15 protein-coding genes are annotated in these 18766 nt (G+C 62.5%); 4 read left to right on the plus strand and 11 right to left on the minus strand.

Features of this window, described 5'->3' with window-relative positions; translation table 11 throughout:
• The first annotated feature begins 77 nt into the window (after positions 1–77).
• The 3 genes from N2604_RS26030 (at position 78) to N2604_RS26040 (ending at position 2363) form a co-directional block, all read left to right on the plus strand.
• A complete protein-coding gene (locus tag N2604_RS26030; RefSeq protein ID WP_172783307.1) occupies positions 78–257 on the plus strand; it encodes a CsbD family protein in 180 nt (59 codons plus the stop codon).
• The gene (locus N2604_RS26035) at positions 254–1441 is read left to right on the plus strand and encodes a DUF305 domain-containing protein (protein ID WP_260370998.1); all 1188 of its coding nucleotides are present in this window, start codon (positions 254–256) and stop codon (positions 1439–1441) included. The genes N2604_RS26030 and N2604_RS26035 overlap by 4 nt, the downstream gene beginning before the upstream one ends.
• A 139-nt stretch (positions 1442–1580) precedes the next feature.
• Complete coding sequence (locus tag N2604_RS26040; RefSeq protein ID WP_260370999.1) at positions 1581–2363, plus strand: Crp/Fnr family transcriptional regulator; 783 nt, start codon at positions 1581–1583, stop codon at positions 2361–2363.
• 57 nt (positions 2364–2420) lie between these two features.
• On the opposite strand, the gene N2604_RS26045 is transcribed toward N2604_RS26040, so the two are convergent.
• The 9 genes from N2604_RS26045 to N2604_RS26085 all read right to left on the minus strand — a co-directional run bounded on the left by N2604_RS26045 (position 2421) and on the right by N2604_RS26085 (position 13929).
• Positions 2421–3029, minus strand: a complete 609-nt coding sequence (locus N2604_RS26045) for a cysteine hydrolase family protein (protein WP_260371000.1) — start codon at positions 3027–3029, stop codon at positions 2421–2423.
• Positions 3030–3202: 173 nt separating this feature from the next.
• Positions 3203–5539 (minus strand): LamG domain-containing protein, encoded by a 2337-nt coding sequence (locus N2604_RS26050; protein ID WP_260371001.1) that lies wholly within the window; start codon positions 5537–5539, stop codon positions 3203–3205.
• Between the two features lie 59 nt (positions 5540–5598).
• Positions 5599–5964 (minus strand): hypothetical protein, encoded by a 366-nt coding sequence (locus N2604_RS26055; protein ID WP_260371002.1) that lies wholly within the window; start codon positions 5962–5964, stop codon positions 5599–5601.
• 76 nt (positions 5965–6040) lie between these two features.
• Positions 6041–8362: a LamG domain-containing protein gene (locus N2604_RS26060; protein ID WP_260371003.1), complete on the minus strand. Its 2322-nt coding sequence runs from the start codon at positions 8360–8362 to the stop codon at positions 6041–6043.
• 64 nt (positions 8363–8426) lie between these two features.
• Positions 8427–10076 (minus strand): branched-chain amino acid ABC transporter permease, encoded by a 1650-nt coding sequence (locus N2604_RS26065; protein WP_260371004.1) that lies wholly within the window; start codon positions 10074–10076, stop codon positions 8427–8429.
• Positions 10077–10079: 3 nt separating this feature from the next.
• The gene (locus N2604_RS26070) at positions 10080–10961 is read right to left on the minus strand and encodes a branched-chain amino acid ABC transporter permease (RefSeq protein WP_260371005.1); all 882 of its coding nucleotides are present in this window, start codon (positions 10959–10961) and stop codon (positions 10080–10082) included.
• Positions 10962–10964: 3 nt separating this feature from the next.
• The gene (locus tag N2604_RS26075; RefSeq protein WP_260371006.1) at positions 10965–11732 is read right to left on the minus strand and encodes an ABC transporter ATP-binding protein; all 768 of its coding nucleotides are present in this window, start codon (positions 11730–11732) and stop codon (positions 10965–10967) included.
• Positions 11729–12517 carry an ABC transporter ATP-binding protein gene (locus N2604_RS26080; RefSeq protein ID WP_260371007.1) on the minus strand — a complete coding sequence of 263 codons (789 nt, stop codon included), beginning with the start codon at positions 12515–12517 and terminating at the stop codon, positions 11729–11731. The genes N2604_RS26075 and N2604_RS26080 overlap by 4 nt, the downstream gene beginning before the upstream one ends.
• A complete protein-coding gene (locus tag N2604_RS26085; protein WP_260371008.1) occupies positions 12505–13929 on the minus strand; it encodes an ABC transporter substrate-binding protein in 1425 nt (474 codons plus the stop codon). Before N2604_RS26085 ends, N2604_RS26080 begins: the two co-directional genes overlap by 13 nt.
• Before the next feature lie 509 nt (positions 13930–14438).
• Between N2604_RS26085 and N2604_RS26090 the strand changes: the two genes are divergently transcribed.
• On the plus strand, positions 14439–15476 hold the full coding sequence (locus N2604_RS26090) for a LuxR C-terminal-related transcriptional regulator (RefSeq protein ID WP_260371009.1): 1038 nt from the start codon (positions 14439–14441) through the stop codon (positions 15474–15476).
• A gap of 15 nt (positions 15477–15491) precedes the next feature.
• Here the strand turns inward: N2604_RS26090 and N2604_RS26095 are convergent, their stop codons facing one another.
• Both N2604_RS26095 and N2604_RS26100 read right to left on the minus strand, forming a co-directional pair.
• On the minus strand, positions 15492–16598 hold the full coding sequence (locus tag N2604_RS26095; protein ID WP_260371010.1) for an MFS transporter: 1107 nt from the start codon (positions 16596–16598) through the stop codon (positions 15492–15494).
• Positions 16599–16762: 164 nt separating this feature from the next.
• A complete protein-coding gene (locus tag N2604_RS26100; RefSeq protein ID WP_260371011.1) occupies positions 16763–18658 on the minus strand; it encodes a primary-amine oxidase in 1896 nt (631 codons plus the stop codon).
• Between the last annotated feature and the right edge of the window lie 108 nt (positions 18659–18766).

Below are 18766 nucleotides of genomic sequence, written 5' to 3' on the forward strand. Positions count from 1 at the left end.
AGCCCCGGCGCCCACGCCCCCTTCAGGCGCCGGGGCTGCGGCGTGAGCCCGTCGGCAGGACATATCGGAGGCAGCTCATGGGCAAGACCAAAGGTCTGCAGCAACGGATCGCCGGCAAGACCAAGCAGGCCGTCGGCGAAATCATCGGCGATCAGGATCTGCATGATGATGGCAAGGCGCAAGCCGAGCGTGGGCGCGCCGAGCAAGACAAGCCGAGCGAGCTTAATCCGCTGAAGAAGCTCAAGCAGCTGACGTGAACGCAGAACCGCGACCAGCGCTCGCGAGTGGGGCGCGGCGCACCATCGGCGAGCGGCGGCGTTCGCGCTGGATTGCCGCGGCCGCCCTCGGCCTGATCAGCAGCACTTTCTCGACCATCGTCAGCCAGCTCTTGGCGGCCCGCATCGGCCGCGATGCCGCGGTCGACTGGATGACGGTTGCCGCAATTCCTGCGCGCGATTGGGCGATCGGCTCCGAGCCATCCTGGAATGCGATGCTGGCCGGGATCGCCTTTCACCAATGGGCCGATTTTTCCTGGACGTTGGTTTTCTTCGGCGTGCTCGGACGCTGGACGGCCGACTTGCGGCCGACGACGATCCTGCTGTTGGCGCTGCCCTGGGCCGTGTTCTCTTCAGGCATGGAATGGTTCGTGCTGGTGCCGCTGTTTCCATTCTGGCAGCCGCTGTTCACGCTGCAACAACCCTACTGGATCGGCCTGCTGGTCCATGGCTCCTCGGCCGTGATGTATCCCCTGTTCGCGCGCCTGCGGTGGAAGCGCGGGACTGCGCCTGCCAGCGACGTGCGGTTCACCACCATGTGGATGACGGGCGCGCTGACCGTGATTGCGATGCTCGGGGCGGTCGCGTTGTTCGGCGGTCATGGTTACGAGCTGCCGTGGATGGGCCGCGACAGGGATCAAGACCAGGCCTACATCCGTCATATGACCGCGCATCATGCCCAGGGCATCGAGCTGGCACGGACGGCTGCCGAGCGCGCGCAGGATCCACATCTGCGGAAGCTCGCGATGCTGATGGTCGCGAGCCAGACCGGAGAGAACCAGATCTTCGAGGATTGGTGGCTGAGCTGGTTCGACACGGAGATGCCCGATTGCAGCACCGAGGAGCGTGCGGCGATGCCGGGCTTCCTGACACCGGCCGAGATGCGCCAGGTCAAGACCGCGCCGCCGAACCAGTTCGACACGCTGTTCGTCGAGGCGATGAGCAGGCATCACCGCGGTGCGGTCAGGATGGCGAACCAGATGTGGCACAGCCGCGGCGACCCTCGCCTGCGCATCATGGCGCACGCCATCCGCCACGAGCAGCAGGGCGAGATCGCGCTGATGCACGGCACAAACGGCGTCGCCGCCGTGACCACAGGCGTCCGCAACATGCTCAGTGACAACGTCAATCGAGCGCGAGGAACCTTGGATCGGCGAGCTGATTGAGGATCCCGCGCATCCGCTTTCCGTGTCCTCCACCGAGCTTGCTGGCTCGGCGATACCCGCAACGAACGTATCAAACGTTAATGCTTTCTGCCGTCGTTCTCGGCCACACTTGGAGCTGATGGGGGGTATCGGAGATCAAATGCAGGCAGGATTTGCTTTCTCGAAACTCGCCGACCGCCTGATAAGCCTCGTCGAACTGACCCCGGACCATCTCGATCTGCTGGCGGACATGCCGAGCAGTATCGCGCATTTCGGCGCGCATCAGACCATCCTGCGGCACGGCGTTGAGGCAACGCAATGCTGCCTGGTGCTCCAGGGATATCTCTCCTGGCAGAATGACGAAAGCGCAGATGGCCAGATCACCGCGATCTGCGTGCCCGGCGACATCGCCAACCTGCAAAGCCTGTATCGCCCGCGCATCGAGGGCAACCTGACCGCGCTCGGCCCTGCAATCGTCGCGCTCGTGCCGCACCGCTTCTTCCGCGAGCTCGCGGTGCGTTCTCAGGCGATGTCGCACGCGCTGCTGTTGATGCTGCTTGCCGATCACGCGATCCAGCGCAACTGGACGGTGAACCTCGGCAGCCGGGACGCATTGACGCGCGTGGCGCATCTGCTCTGCGAGATCACCGTCCGGCTGCAAACCGTCGGCCTCGCCAGAGATTTCAGATTGTCCTCGCCCTTCACCCAGTCCGACCTCGCTGCGGCCTGCAGCATCTCCCCGGTCCATGCCAACCGCACCATCCAGGAGCTGCGGCGCTGCAATCTGCTGCAATGGCAGAGCAAGACCTTGACCATCATGGACTGGCCGGGTCTGGTCCGGCTCGCCGGCTTCGACCCCGCCTATCTGAGCATGCGATCCGACGCGGACGATACGCGGCCGGCACATGCGAGACCGGTGACCGCCGACGTCGCAGTCGCTTGATTTGCCGCGAGGGGTGCAAGGAGCTCGCGCGGCTCGATGAGGTCGGATCGTGGCTCCCTACTCCCGCCAGACCTCGGCCAGCTCTTCTGCCGTCACCAGATCGACCTGGCCGTGGAAGCGGGTGCGATACATCGTCATGAGCGCATCGTGACCGACGTCGGACGAGCTGCACAGCGCGTCCTCGATGATGACGATCCTGAAGCCGAGATCGACGGCGCTCAGAACGGTCGAGAGCACGCAGACGTCCGTCTCCGCGCCCGATATCACGACCGTGCCGACATTCTTCTCGACCAGCAGGCTCGCAAGACCCGGATTGCTGAATGCGGAATAGGCCGGCTTGTCGATCATTGCGGCCGGCGGAACGAACCGGGCCAAGACCGGCACGAGCTCCAGAGCCGATGATGGCAGATACCTGCGCGTCGCCTGGCGCCAGCGCCGGAAATAGCTCTGCCATTGCCCCGGGCGATCCTCCGGATCCTGCGGGGTGATGAAGCGTGTGAAGATCGTTCTCTCCGCATGGCGCGCAACAACGGAGACGACGGTCGGCAGGACGCGATCCATCCAGGGCGTCGCCCAAAGGCCGTCCGGAGCGAAAATATTCTGCATGTCGATGCACAAGTGAACCGCGCCGCTGATGTCGGCGATATCCGACGTGCTGTCCCTCATCGTTCTCCACCCCCGATCATGTGGCAATGATTCAGCATTCATGACGCCGCGGTCGGAGCCTCTCCCGCGTCCACCAAAACCCGAATGCCATCGCAAGTTCCTAAGCGTACGGAACCTTGCACCGGCTCGCGCGTCATGCCTCGACGCAGGACGAGACATCGAGGCGGGTTGCGCTAAGGGGCGACTCGCTCGAGCCCTGCTGCAATCTCCCTAGGTCTGTCCGAGCCGGGCAACGGACCCGGCCGGACGAACGCGTTCACCACGTTGCTCAGAAGCTGCGAGACATTGTTCTCGAAGCCGTTGATGGGAAGGGCACTTCCGAAGGCGATGGATCCGGTTGCAAACACCGCACCATTATTCGGCGCCTCGAAGTACACCATGTCGGCCCGCAGAATGTAGTTGTGCGTCCCGCTGAATCCCTGGTGGGCGTGGGCTCCCTCCTCGTCGTGGGCGATGTAGTTGTCGGGGTGACCACCCGAGGATGCGATGATCTTGGTTTTAGGCGGCGTGCCAAACCCCAGCTTGTAGCAGTCGATCTCGATGCCCGCCGCTCCGCCGTTGCCCAGGCCGAAATCACCGATGATCTCGCCTTCAATCCCCTCGGTGATCCAGGCGAGCGCAGGATCGTAGCTGTCGGGCATCCGCCGATAAGGCTGGCTATGGGCGAAGCCCTCGCCGGCAAACGTATTGCCGACCAGCTTCTGCCCCCAGCGCTGAAAGCTGGTCCAGATTCCGCCCATCTGCCCGGTCGTGGCGAGGTAGTATTCGCCCGGCCGTGCTGCCCAGGCGATCCAGTGTCCACCTGTCTTACGGCACTCCATGATCCACGGCTCGTGGTCGCGAAACGCCACATTGCAGCAGAAGCTGTTCGCGCCCATGCAGATGAAGCGCCCGCCACCGGCGATGTAATCCTCGTGCGCGTCGAGCATACGCTCAGAATGATATTCCGGATGCGTGGAATTCAGAATGCACGCGTAGGGCGCCATCGCTGCGGCACCCTCGAGATGTACATCTTCGTCGGTCAGGATATCGTAGTCGTACCCCTTGTGCTCGAGCCATGCCAGGATCGAGAGGTCTGCCGGAAAATTCCACGGCAAGTCGAATGCGGCAATCCGGTATTTCGGCCGCATGTTTACCATCGGGCGACGGTAGCTCGTGTAACAGACGCCGGCACCATCCGCATGCGTGTCGTAGCAGCCCGCACCGAACTCCGGATTTTCGTAGATCTCGATGTCGACCTCGGAGATCGTTGGCGGCTGGCCGGCCATTGGCTGCACGATCTGGCCGTCGGTCGCGAAGCGCTCGTTGGCATAGGCCAGATAGGTTGCTGTGGAAAACAACAGAGCAATTGGCGCCGTCGGCACGCGGGGCCGGACGAAGAAAACGATGTACTCCTCCGCAAGGCCCTTGCCGTCGCCGCCGCGGACCCGCATCGCGTAGGCGCCGCTGCGCAGCGTTTCGGGCAGCTCGAGCGTCTTTGTGACTTTCCAGTTGCTGTCGATCATCGCGTCGGCATGGAACTCGATGCCGCCGTATTGATGCGGGGCGAGCCTGAAGCAGTCGTTGCGGCCGTTCCAGTTGTAGCCGGTCTGCGCACGCACCGGCCTGTTGTAGCCCTTCGCATCGAGCCGGTTTGGTCCGATGTCGACTACGACATCGCCGATCCCGCGATCGGTATACCCCTTCGTGGTGTCCCAATATGCGACCATGCCGTCCGATGGGGGCTGACCACCCGAGCGGATCGAGTCGAGCTTCTCGCGACCCAAAGGGCGATCGAACACACCGCAACGATCGATCTTGCCGCAATAGAGCTGCGACACGAAATGACCGCGCAGTGCGTGCCAGTCGCGCGAGCCCGCCACAAGGAACGGCGTATCGGGCAGGTTGTTCTGCCTGAACCGAAACATCTCCGACACATGCGAGCGGTATTCGACCGGCGCGACTTTGCTGAGCAGGCTGTTGTAGCGGTTCACGACCCCTTCCTGGTAGAGGGTGGCGCGACCGCTTCGCGCATCGAATGTGGCCGCGACGAAGTACCAGGCCTGCTTCTGCAGGGGCAGCTCAGCCTGCAGATAGTCGATCTCGTTTCCGCAGCCGACCCAGAACTCCAGCCTGCCGCTTGGATTGATGCCGAGACCATAGCCGTGATTCCTGTCGTTGTCCCAGCGGCCCAGCAAGCATTGCCGATGCCCGACATCGGGCCATGTCGGCCAGATGAATGCGCAGAGCGTGATGCTGCCGTCGAGCGCGAGCTTGCGATCGGGGTCGGTCACCTCGAGAAAGGCACCGACCTGCGTGAACTGCTTCTCCACCTGCCAGGAGCCGTTGGCGACGCAGTCGATTTCTTCCTCGATGAATCCCGGACCATGCGGATGCTCGTCGCCATGGATCAGGCGCACGAGATGGGCGTCAGCGGTCGACGTGCCGTCAGCACTGACGTGAAATTGTATGGTGTCGCCCGGCTTCACCGAGATCTTGTCTGCGTAGCCGAATATCTTGATCTGCGCCATGGTGCGAAGTTTCCCATCGAGAAGCCGGACAAGGTGCCCTGCCCGGCAGGCGAGTTGCGCTAAGTTTCGAGAAGGTCGCGGATGCAGCGTAGGAACAGGCCGTGACGGGCATCGTTCGCCGACGTGTAGATGGCATCATCGACCAAACGCGGGGGGACACCCCGACGTCCTGAGAGCCTGACGACCTGATAGCGCCGGAACGGCTCGATTGCTCTGACCGCATATCTTTGCTCAAGCGGGCGTTGACGGAAATAGATCAACAGTCGCTCGAGCCTTTCGCTGTGCTGTCCCAAAGGCGACCGCCGGTGCTCTTCGATGACCTCGGGGTTCACCAGCGTACGTAGAAACTCGCGGCGGAGGCCATCGAAACGATCCCGGACGATGATGTCGCGGTCGCCGGACCTGTCGTATTCGAGAGGCAGCATCCTCAGCTCTCCACTTGCAAATGTTCGACGTTGACCATGGCCGCGGCACGTACCGACGCGGCTCTCAATGGATCCATCAAGCCCACTGCTTTTCCTCGTTGACCCAAGCGAACCCGGGCAACCTGCCGGCCCCGGCAAATGCCTCCACGACATTCGCCAGCACGCGAGATGCGCTGTTCCTGAAATTGTTGACCGGCAGCGATTGCGCGAACGCGACCGAGCCGCACGCAAACACGGCGCCGCCATGGGGAGCGGTGAAGTAGGTCATGTCGGCATGAACCCGCCAGTCATATGACCCATAGAGACCAAGGTAGGAATAGAGGACGAGCTGCTGGTTCACGACATAGCTGTCCGTGTGGCCGCCCGATGATGCGATGACCCTGGTGTGCGGCGGTGTACCGAGAGCGCGATCGTAATAATCGAGCGCCAGCCCTGCGGCGCCGTCGTTGGCAAGACCGGCGTCACCGATGATCTCGCCATCGACGCCTTTGGTGATCCAGGACACGGTGCGGTGATAGCTGTCCGGCATCCTCCGGTATGGTTCGCTTCGTCCACCGCCCGAGCTGCTCAGGCCTATGCCAACCAGCTTCTGGGTCGCCCGTCCGAGCACCTTCCAGGGACCGCCACGCATCCCGTCCGTTGCCATGTAGTGCTCGCCGTAGCGGGAGACCCACGGTTTGTACCCATCATCGCGACGTCGACATTCCATGATCCATGGCTCGCCGTCGCGAATGCCGGCGGTGGCGTTGAACCCGTTGCCGCCTGCATAGATGTAGCGGCCGCCGGCCGCGATATAATCCTCGGTCGCATCCAGCATTCGCTCGGTGTAGTACTCCGGGCGCGAGCCGCTGATGACGCAGGCGTACGGCGACAACGCCTCCGACCCATCGCGATGCAGGTCCTCGTCGGTCAGGACCTCGTACTCGAAGTCGCTCTGGTCCAGCCATGCGACGATGGATAGGTCCGCAGCCAATCCCGAAGCCACATCGAGGCTCGGCATCCTGTATCTCGGCCGCATATTCATGATCGGACGGTGATAGGAGCTGTAGCACACGCCATTGCCGTCGGCGTGCATGTCGTAGGTCGACAGCCCGAAATCGGCTCGCATATACATCTCGATGTCGATGTCGGACACCACCGCCGGCTGCCCCGTCAAAGCCTCACGCTCGGGGTGATCGAAGCTCAAGCGCTCGTTCGCAAAGGCAAGGTAGGTGAGCGTCGGAAACAGGAGTGCAATACGTGCTCGCGGCCTTTCCGGCCGCACGAAGAAGACGACATGCTCTTCGCTAACGCTCTTTCCCCAGCCGGATCGCAGCCTGATGGCATAACAGCCACTCTTGAGACCGCGCGGTAGGGCAACGATCTTGGTCGCCTTCCAATTGCAGTCCGTCAGCGCGTCGGCATGAAACTCGATCCCGCCGAACTCGTGCGGAGCCAGGCGGAAACAATCGGTGAAGCCTTCCCAGTTCCAGCCGGTCTGGCCGCGAACGGGCCGATTGTATCCTCGGGCATTCAGCTTGTGCCGGCCGACGTCGACCACGAGATCACCGACGCCGCGGTCGGTGTATCCGGCGCTCGTATCCCAGTACGCGACCAGGCTGTCCATCGCGGGCACGAGCCCGCTCCTGATCGTGTCGAGCTCGGCGGGCTGTAGAGCCTGATCAAATGCGCCGCACCGGTCGATCTTGCCCCAATAGAGCTCCGACACGCACGCCCGCTGTTGCGCGTCGCGGCTGCGCGAGCCTGCCATCAAGAACGGAGTTGAGGCCAGGGTGCCGGGCTTGCTTCGGAAGATCGCAGACGCGCGGGATTCGTACTCCACCAGCGCGACCTTGCCTAACAGGCCGTTGTACCTGTTGCCGACGCCGACCTGGTGCAAGGTCGCACGCCGGGTCTCGGCATCGAAGGTGGCGGCCACGAAATACCACATCTGCACCTGCAGCGGCACGTTTGCGGTCAGGCGCTCGATTTCTTCACCGCGTCCGATCCAAAACTGCAGATGCCCCTTTTCGTCGATGCCGATCCCGTAGCCCTGCTTTCGATCGCCGGCCCATCGGCCGATAATCGTTTGCCGCTTTCCGGATGCGGGCCAAGTCGGGTGAATGAAGGCGAACAGGGTGAAGCTGTTTGCGAACGCCAGCCGGCCCTCGGGATCATCGACCTCGAGGAACGATCCGACCTGGGTGAATTGCGGCTCGACCCGCCACCTGCCGTTTGCGGTGCACGCCACCTCTTCCTCGACGAAGTCTGGCCCTGCCGGATTCTGATCGCCGTGGATCAGGCGCACCAGTTGCGCTTCAGCCGTATCCGTCCCCTCGGCGCTGACATGAAACTGGATGGTCTCGCCCGGCTTGACCGAGATCCTGTCCGTGTAGCCAAAAAGTCTGACCGGTGTCACCACCAACTCCCTCGTTTACGAGCCCAACGTCCGCCGCGCAGGTCGGACACGCTTCGTCCGTGAATCAGGACTCCAGCAAATCCTGAACGCGCCGCATGAAGACGCCGTGGCAGGCCTCATCCGGCGTTGCGTAGATCCTGTCCTCGACCACACGCGGAGCCACGCCCCGATGTCCGGATAGAGCGACGATGCGATAGCCTTCGAAGCGCTCCACGGCCATGATGGCGTACTTCTCCACCTGAGGACGGGTGCGGAAGTAGATCAGCAGCCGTTCGAGCGCCTCACTGTGCTGCCCGTTGAGGGAGTGGCGATGCTCCTCGATGATCTCCGGCGACACCAGCGTCTTGAGATGGTCGCGGGTCATCTTGTCGTGGCGCCGCTGGTAGATGACGCTCTTGTCGTCGGTCTCGGTCGCCTCCTCTGGCAGCATCTCGCCGCCCTTCTCCGCTCGCGTCGATCGCCGCTCGCTCTTCTTCTTGTCGCGCCAGGCACGGAACTGCGCCTTGATCCCGAACAGCCCGTTGCGCAGGTAGAGCACGACCAGGAGCATGATGAGCCCGATGATCATGAAGCGAGCCGGTCCCCACGTATTCAGCACCTGGTCGAAGAACACGACGATCAGGGTGCTGGCCACCGCGCCTTCCGCACGTCCAACGCCGCCGATCACCAGCATGGCGAGCCCCAGCAGCACGGTATCGAAGTTGAAGATCGAGAACGCCACGCCACCGAAATTCGAGGTGTAGAATCCGCCGATGAAGCCCAGCGCCGCCGACGAGATGAGGAACACCCAGACGCGCGCCTGGCGAAAGTTGACCCCCGTCGCCTCGGCGAAGGCCTCGCGCTTTTCAGGCGCCATGCGCAGGATTCGTCCAAGCCGGCGGCCGTTGACGAACCGGTAGAGCAGCAAAGCCAGCAGCATCAGGCCGAAGCAGGCGTAATACGCCAGGAGCAGCTGACCCAACTGCGACCAGTCTTCCGGGATATAGGTTGTGGCGCCGTAAAGGCCGCCATTCGCGGACCCGAACTCCTTCGACGTCACGAAGTAGACCCGGCAGAGCTCGTTGAGCCCAAGGGTGAGAAGCGCATAGTAGAATCCGTCGAGCCGCGTGGCCGGCAGCGCAATGATCCCGCCGAAGACGAGCCCCACCAGCGCGCCGATCAGCGGCAACAACCACCAGGGCAATGCGAACTTGACGGCAAGCAATGCCGTGACGAATGCGGCCGTCCCGACGACGGCATAAGTCGCGAGCGAAAAGACGCCCGCAGTGCCCATGATGAGCATCCAGCACAGACTGATGGCGGAATAGATGCCGAACGTCGCTCCCGCGGTCAGCATTGTGTTCTGCAGGTCGCCTGGCGTGAACAGGGGAGCGATCGCCAGCGCAAGAAGCCCCAGCATCCACCAGATGGGCCGCTTGTCGACGATCGTCTTCTCCGCGCGCAACGTCTTGGGGTTGTACTCCCCGCGCAGGCGAAGCACGCGGCGGCGTGTCGGCCAGTAGCGAAGACGATTCCACATCGTTGCGCCATGGCCCGGCCATTTGTAGTAGTAGCGCAGACGGCCGACGGGATTCAGCTTCGTCGTCGATCGACGAGTTCTTTCCCAGACCTCCTGATGGCTGCGGAACGGAATGGTCGGGAGCTCTTCCACGTCGCGCGTGCCGCCCCAGACGAAGAGCGGATTGCGCCATTTGTGACCGCCATCGATGGACATGACTCAGGCCTCCCTCGCCTTGTCGAGCAGCCCGGCGATGCCGCGCGGACGGACCAAGAGAATGACGATGATCACGACGAACTGGGTGATGAGAACGTAGCGTCCGCCGATCGATATGCCCGTCAGCGCCTCGTTGAGGCCGAGCACGATCGCGGCGATGACGGCACCGCGCACGCTGCCGAGTCCGCCGCAAAGCGCAATGCTGACGCCCTTGATCATCGGCATCAGTCCGCCGAACGGCGAGATATAGTAGGTCTGGGAGAGGAGAACGGCCGCGAGGCCCGCCAACCCGCCCGTGATGCCCATGACGTAGAACGAGGTTCGCCGAACGCCGATGCCGACGATGGATGCCGCATGCGGATTCATCATCATGGCGCGGATTTCGAGGCCACGGCGGCTCGATTGCATCCACCTCAGAACGACCGCCAATATGAGGACGGATGTCACCACGTTCCCGACCTTGTCCGCCGTGAAGACCACACCCGGCAAGGATAGCGACCAGCTGCCGAAGATATCCGGCAGGCTCTTCGATCGCGGTCCGAACCACCAGAGCAGGAATTGCGTGCCGATCAGATTGATCGCGAGCGTCGCAATCAGACCCCGAATGGTGAAGTTTGGCTTGTCGTGGATCGGTATGAATCCGACCGCACAGATGACCACTCCCCCGAGCGCGCCTGCGAGGATACCCGCGGCCAGCACTGCAGGCCCCCATGTGGAGACATACTGGGCAAACAGCCAGGCGCCATAGCCCGCGAGTGCGAATATGAAGCCGTAAGCGAGGTTGAGCAGACCGAGGCTCGACCACGTGATCGAAATTCCGATCGCAAGCGTCCCGTAAATGCACGCCAGGACGATGGTGTTGCTGACGATGAACCAGATATCCACGTTTTACGCCTTTCGATAAACGTTCAACGCGAGTGCCGCCGAGGCCTCACCCTTGAGCTTGCCGACATGCATGCCGATGACGCGATCGACCCGTCCCTCGAGCAGTGCAACGTTCTGCTCCGCAATGATCATCGCGGCATTCCCGAGCTCGACGGCCATCAATGCGTTGATCACGCTCTTGCCGATCTTAGGTGCCAGCCCGAGCGATGGCTCGTCGACGAGGAAGAGCAACGCATCCGTCATCAGGCCGCGGCCGATCGACACCATGCGCCGTTCGCCGCCCGACAGGCGCCCCACGGGTACGCCCATGAGCTTCCGCAGCGGTGGAAATATCTCCAGGATGCGGAGCTTGCGCGCGGCGCGATCGCGCCAGGCCGCCGCGGTGTAGGCCCCGGAATCGAGATGCTCCTCGACGGTCAGGCCATGGAAGATCTCGTCGCCCTGCGGAATCAACGCCAATCCCGCGCGCACGATCTCGTGGGTGTAGCGCCCCGGCCCCTGGCTTCGCGTGCGACCGACCTCCCTGCCGTTCAGCTTGATCGACCCGCGCTGCCAACCGGTAAGCCCGGCGATTGCATAGAACAGCGTCGACTTGCCGTGGCCATTCAGGCCGACGATGCCGATCCGCTCCCCACACTGAACGACGAGATCGAGATCGTGGATGACGCGAACCGGCCCATAACCTGCGGACAGTCCCTTGACGTTCAGGACCTCGCGCTGCGGCTGACGCGCCGGAGCGCCCGGCAAATGGTTGCTCACCGAGATATTCATGTATCGGCCTCTTCGCTGAAATCCTCGAAGTAAGCCGCATGCACCTTCGGATCCGCCATGACGTCGTCCATCAGCCCCTCGGAAATGACCTCCCCGGCATCCATCACCAGAATGCGGTCGGCGATCGTCCCGAGGAGCTCGATGCGGTGCTCGACGATAAGGATCGCGATGTTCATTTCCTTGGCGAGGATGCGCAGCAGAGTGTCGATCTCGTCGACCTCCGAATTGATCAGGCCGGCCGCCGGCTCATCCAGCAGCAGCAACGAGGGCCGACGCATCAGCAGGCAGGCCAGCAGCAATTTGCGCCGGTTGGAGGTCTCGAGCTGCGTCGCCGGCGTGTCGTCACTGATCTTCAGACCGACGAGGTCGGCGCCATATTCGGCATCGAGCCTTGTGAGAAATGGACGATGAGCCTGACGCGCCGCCTTGAACGTCTCGCCGACGGTCAGCTCGTCAGGGACCACCGGCGTCTGGAACGTGCGGCCGATCCCCAGGCGCGAGCGGGAATACAACGGCAAGCCCGTAACATTCTTGCCCTTGAACCATACTGCGCCGCTCTTTGGCGGCATCCGGCCGGAGAGGATTTCAAACAGGCTGGTCTTGCCCGCACCGTTCGGCCCGATGATGCCCAGCACTTCTCCGGCCTCGACCTGCAAGTTGATATCGCGGAGAATCTCGCGACCGCCGAGATCGAGCGATATGCCGCTGCAGGAGAACAGGACGGGCTTTCCGCCCTGTTCGGCCGCACCGTTTCGGGAGATTTGTCTGAGCATCAGCTCCACCACGGCGCAGAGATCAGCTTCGTTTCCGAGACCGGACCGGGATAGACGATCTTGTGCTCGCCACCCTGGATCTGGACATAGAGCTGCGCGACGCCGGACTCGAGCTTGCGCGCCTGCAATTCGTCGCCGCCATTGTCCGGGAAATGGAGCGCTTCCTGATATGGGTTGCCCATATCGACGTAGCCGCAGACGCCGCGCTGCGGGTTGGCTCGGATCCAGTCGCAGACCTCCCTGAACTTTCGGGGATCGCCGACCGCTTCCCAGGCCTTCTTGAGGTAGTAGGTCTGATCGTAGGCAATGCCGGTATAGGCAAGCCCCGCAATGCCCGGGAAACGCTTCTTGTACTTCTGCCTGTAGGCGAGCCCCCTCTCGTCGCCATAGATGCCCATGGTGGTGCCCCAGACGAAGCCGTTCGCCGCCGAACCGGCAAGCTCGAGGAATTCCGGCTGCGAGGGACCGTACTGGAGATAGACGAGCGAATCGCGCACCGGGCTTGCCACGAACTGCTTGCAGAAGGCGGCGTATTCAGCAGCCACCCAATGGTCCACCATGATCGCAGCGGCATCGACCTCCTTCATCTCGCGAATGACCGGTGCCCAGTCCTGCACGGGATACTGGATATCCGTAATGCGGGCGACTTCGAACTTGCCGCGCCGCTTGATCGCTTCCTGGGCCGCACGCGATATCGTTTGGCAGTAACCGATCTGCTCCTGAATGATATGGACCTTGCGGTTCTTCGGCTTCCAGACGCCGCCCTGCTCCTGGTCTTCCAGCCAGAGAGCATAGCTCCATCCGTAGTTCACCTCAGACGGACAGAACTGGAAGATGTGGCTGTATTTATCCGGTTGCTCCTTGACGGCAGAGGTACCGGCGCGTTGCGCGTTGCCGTTGATGTAGGGACATTTGTACTTCACCGTCGCGTCCATCGCCGGCAGCGGGACGAGCGTGAAAGCAAAGGAGATCGCGTCGACCTTGGCATCAACGCAGGCAGCCAGCGCCTGCTTGGAGGATTCCGGCGAGAGAACGTTCATGTCCGTTGTGAACAGCTTCAGCGGCCTGCCGAGGATGCCGCCTGCGGCATTGATCTCCTCCATCGCGAGCGTCGTCCCGTTCAGAAAATCCTGATGATCCGCGACACCCGCTGCGGCCGTCTGGCAGTATGGAAGGCCGAGAACGATCGGCTGGGCGGCAAGCGCCGACCGTCCAACGAACGGTGCGGCCATGGCGGCGCCGATGCCCGTGGTTACTGAACGCCTGGTGAGTTTGGAAACCATCCGAGCAACCTCTCCTGCAATCGCGCGCGGGTCTTCGGCATCGCGACCGAGACCAGGCCGGATTTCTGTTAATACTAAGACGATGCGATCACGCGCCGTCGGGTGATTAGCGGCCTCGATCCGTATTCCCACGGATGACATGGTGGTTTCGGCCGAACCGCATGGATCAGAGCCTCAGTCTTCTGCCGATTTTCAGCAATACGTCAGCTGACCGATTTTGAAGCCTGATCTGGACGGCCCGGATGTGATCCAGGACCGACGCTGCGGGTGCGAACAGGGCTCAGGGTGACGACTTGGGCAGCAAGCCACGCCCAGATTTTCATCAGTCAACAGCGCTGAAGGTCCTGTTGCGTCAGAATTGCTGGCCCTGAACGAGCTGAAGTGTGACACTGTTTTGACTAAAGGAGTGACAGCCTCTAATATGCAATTGCAGCTTCAGCTCGGCGTCTCGGCTCGATCCGGGCCGGTCGAGATCAGCAGGGCGAATGGCCACCGTCGTGATGTGGCAGCTCGCATTGTTTGGCGCGGTCCTTGCTCCGCTGAGGACGCGGAGCACTCCGCAAGCCGCCGGTCTAACGGATCGTTAGCGGCCAAGAAGAAGATCCGATCACGAACCGTTGGCAAGATCTTTCACGAGCTGGAGGCTCACCGTGAAATCGGCAGCGATCGACCATATGATGTCAGCGACGGTGCGGCTCGATACACCGGCGGCAACCCTGAATGATCAGATCATCGATCAGGCCACGCAGGTGGCGCGCCTGTTACGCGAGTTCGTGAGGAGCGAGGCGATCGCCCTGATCGCGATGGACCCGATATCCCGAACCCATCGCCCTCTTGCCGCCGACGGGTACACCGACAGAACGATGTCCTACGTGCTCGACGGATTCCCTAACTCCTGCCCGGCCTACGCGATCGCTCGCGAGAAAGACACGCATTCGCTGCGCTGGCGGGACTACAAGCGCGACTGGAATCTCTATTTGCCGGATACATTCACCGCTCAAGAATACCTGATGCCGGATGGCTTCAGGGAAGGCTCGACGATGTGTCTACGAGTCGCGGATGGCCGCTATATCGGGGCCATCCACATGAGCTGGTCCAGGGAGGCGCACGCCAAGGACGAGCACCGCGAGATGACCGAGCGGTTCCGCCCGATTCTGCTGAACATCTGCGATCAGCTCAGGACACCACAGCTGCTGGCCGATGAGCTGGCGCCAGGCGCCTATGCCATCGCGGTCTCCCCGAATGGGTTTGCATTTCACCTCCCCAACCGTAGTCCGGGACCGCATCTCGGCGAGGGCGGAGAGCTTCGCCGGCTCGTGCTGGAGAAGGCGAAATCCCCCAGCGCTCAACGCTTCGTCTGGCCGGACGAGGCCGGCCGCTGTCACCAGGTCACGATCACGCCCTGCCGCGGAAACATCCTTCTGATCACGGAGCAATGCATTCGCTGGCCGCATAATCTCTCGCTCCGGGAGATTCAGATCCTGCATCTCGTGACCAGCGGCGCCTCAAATCCCAACATCGCCGAGCAACTCTTCGTGTCGCCCCGCACGGTCTCCACGCACATCGAGCATATCCTCGCAAAGATGAGCTGCGACTCGCGCACGCGACTCGCGGCGCTTGCGGTGTCCGAAGGACTGCTGCTGGCGGAGTCCCCTTCCCGTCGGTCGCGAAACTTCGCTGGCCATTGATCGGCCGCGACTGTTTCAGCCGGATGGCGCGCCTTGCGCGGGCGCATCCTTCAGAAGCACCACGAGCCCCGCGGCTACGAGGCAGGCAAGGCCGACGCCGGCGAATCCGACGGCATAGGCTGCGAGGCCGAGGGCGCCGATCCCGGCAGAAGCGATGGCGCCTCCTGCCGGGTGCATCACCGTCATCCAGCCCATCACTCTGCCGACGCGGCGCGTGCCTAGATTTCCGGACATCAGCCTGACCAGCGCAGGGAACGTCAGTGCCGCATCAAGGCCATAGAGCGCGCCGAACCGGGCCAATTCGACGACGCTGAAGCCGGTGAAGGGAAGCCAGAGCAAGAGGAGCGCGCGGACGACGAAGTAGAGTGCCAGCAGCGTTCGCGCGGGACAACGGTCCGCGAGATACCCGCTCACCACACTCCCTATCGCGCCGCCGAGCACGACCAACGCCATGACATCGGCACTCGATGCGAGGCCGAGACCCGCGCCCATGCAGAGCATACCGAGCCGGCTGTCGATCAAGCCGGATGTCGACGCGCCGCAGATGCAGAAGATCATGGCAAGGACCCAGAACTGCCAGGTCTTCTCCTTTGGGCGCGACGACACGTGCCGGTTGGACTTGGACTCGCGTGGCGAGGCTCCTCGTGGGGATATAGGGTCAAGGGCAACGGCGAACGCCGTGGCGAGCACGCCGACAGCAGCGGCCTGAAATACGAAGCACCAATCGAGCGCATTGGCCACGCGCGATGCCAGCAGCAGTCCCGCCGCCGATCCCAGCGGCTGCATCGATACCAGGAGGCCGAAGCGCGTCCCACAATGCGCCGCGCCGTCACGACTCCCGACCATTGCGCCCAGAAGGGAGCCGCTGAAAGAGCCACTGAATCCGACGCCCAATCCCCAGGCCACGGTGAGATGCCATGGCGACGCCGCGTGCGTCGTCGATGCAAGCGATAGCGCCAGGAGAGCCAGACTGGCGACCAACAGCGCTCGAACGCCCCAGCGTTCGATGCTGTACACTGCGAACGGCGATGCGCACGCAGAGACTGCGATGCCGAGCGTGATCGGCAAGGAGACGTCGGAGGGCTGCAAGCCCAGATCATGCTGGATCGTGACGGCCAGCAACGCGGGGAGGACGCGGCGCGGCCGAGCCTGCAAAAATCGCGAAAGCGACGATCGCGGAGGCCATCGACCTGGAGCACGCTACCCTTCCAACGGAGGAGCCACGACCGGCCCACGATGCCGGTCGGACGGGCTGGAATGCGAGGGGTCCAGTGGCGAGCCGCGCCCTACTCGGCGGCCTGCGCATGACAACTCGCGGCGTTCCTGTCGGGCGCGAGATCGATGCCAGGATTGCGATCGAAGAAGCCGCTGGGCATCAGCTTGAAGCCGGTGAAGATGCAGGGTTGAACGGGAAAGTCCTCAGGGCGGACCTGATGGTGAAGACCGAAGACGTGCCAGAGCACGATATCGGTGTTCTCGATGTTCCGGTTCTTCCTGACGAAATCGGAGACACCTCCCGTTCCATCCGAATGGTTCATGTGTTCGCCAGCCGGATATCGCTCTTCGGGATCGAAGGCCGTCACCCAGAGCTGGTTCTTGATGAAGGTCGACCGCCTGCCCGACGGCGACTCCGGATGGATGAACGGTGTCACGGGATGACTGGCCTCGAGCTTGTAGCCTGTCGGCGTGCCAACCCAGTTCTTGCGATTGGGATTGATAACTTTCCAGGCCCGATGCGTCGCGGGGTTCACCTGGCGGCACCCGCCAAGCTCGGTCTTGAGAACCGTCTCCTCCTCGTAGAAACCGTTGCCATAGGCATTGTCCGGCCCCCAAGGATCGGCCTTCGTGTTGAGCTCGACGACACTGTTGTCGTCACCATCGATATTCATGTCGAGCCGTGCGCAAAAGATGTGCTGGTGAATGTGACCGACGACGCCGGGGGCGACCTCCTTGCCGTACTTGCCGGGCTGACCCGGATGGCAGGCGGCCGTGTTGATGATGCCGGTCGCCTTCAACTCGAACTGGATCGAGCCGTCCGTATGGAAGTACCAGAACAGGCCATATTCGTAGTTGGCGACCGTCGCGATGCAGGAGACCACCAGCCTGCGGGCGCGGCGCGATTCGACGTTGTTGGAGCGGAAGTCCCAATGCTTCCATAGTAAGCCGGCATCCTCCTCATGGATGCAGATCGCGTTTTCGATGGTGATGACGTTGCCGTCCATCGTCGCGAGATGTGCATCGAGATAGGCGATGGCACCGAGGCAATCACAGCCGAGCTTCAGCGAGTTAGCGAGCTTGCCTATGCCGTACTCACCGATGTCGAAGACGTTCTTCCGGAAATGCCCCTTGTCCGTGGTGCCGTAGGGGACGACCATTTCCACCAGCGATGCGCGGTGCGCGATCGGCCGCCCGTCATAGCTGATATCGTGCAGAGTCAGGCCTTCGCGGGAATTGAAACCGACGAGCACCGACCAGCGGTCCCATTCCAGCCGATGTCCATCGAGCCTGAACGAAACGCCCTCGGGCTGAACGATATTGAGCGGCTTGTAAGGGGTGCGCGGATTCTCGATGAATTCCGCCTCGTAATTCACCTCCGTCTTCGGAATCGGGATGATCTCGTGGTCGTCGACGCGGATGATCTCGTAGGTCTTGATGTCGACCACGGCGTTCAGTCCGCCGATGGGGTGCGCGTAGAGATTGTCGTTCTCTCGTAGACGTACCCAAGCGAAGACGTGGGCGAGATAGCGACCGTCCTCGCCCGGAATGTCAAAATTTCCCGCCGACCACGGATCGATGCAAACGAGTGACATGTCCTCGATGCCCCGCTTCTTGCAGGCGGCAATGAACTCGGGAGCCGCGCGAACGGCGTCTTCGATGGCCGTGAACTGCTCGAGCTGGATCATCGGCTTGGCCGACGGAAGATAGCTGGAGGTGAGGATTTTCTGCTCGGTCAGGGAAATGGTTAGCCGCCAGATCCCGTCCTGCCTGACCTGAAACAGATTGACCCGTGCAGTTCTGTCGATCGGATCTCCGGAGCTGTACCGACGAACAACTGCCTTTTCCGGCTCCAGAAGCTCGATCGTCTCAAAGAGAAAGTCTGCACCGTATTGCGGATCCTTGCGGACGATCTCGACGATACCACGAATCTCGGCAGCGGTCAGGGGATCAAGAGGATGCTTCACGCTATCCTGCGGTAGGAGATCCGACGAGCAGGTGCAGGACGATGGAGCAGCGACCGTATCCATTATCTATCTCCCTTGGTCGCCAACGGATCGGGCGCGAGCGCAATC

The sequence above is a fragment of the Bradyrhizobium sp. CB1015 genome (genome assembly GCF_025200925.1).
Taxonomy (GTDB): Bacteria; Pseudomonadota; Alphaproteobacteria; order Rhizobiales; family Xanthobacteraceae; genus Bradyrhizobium.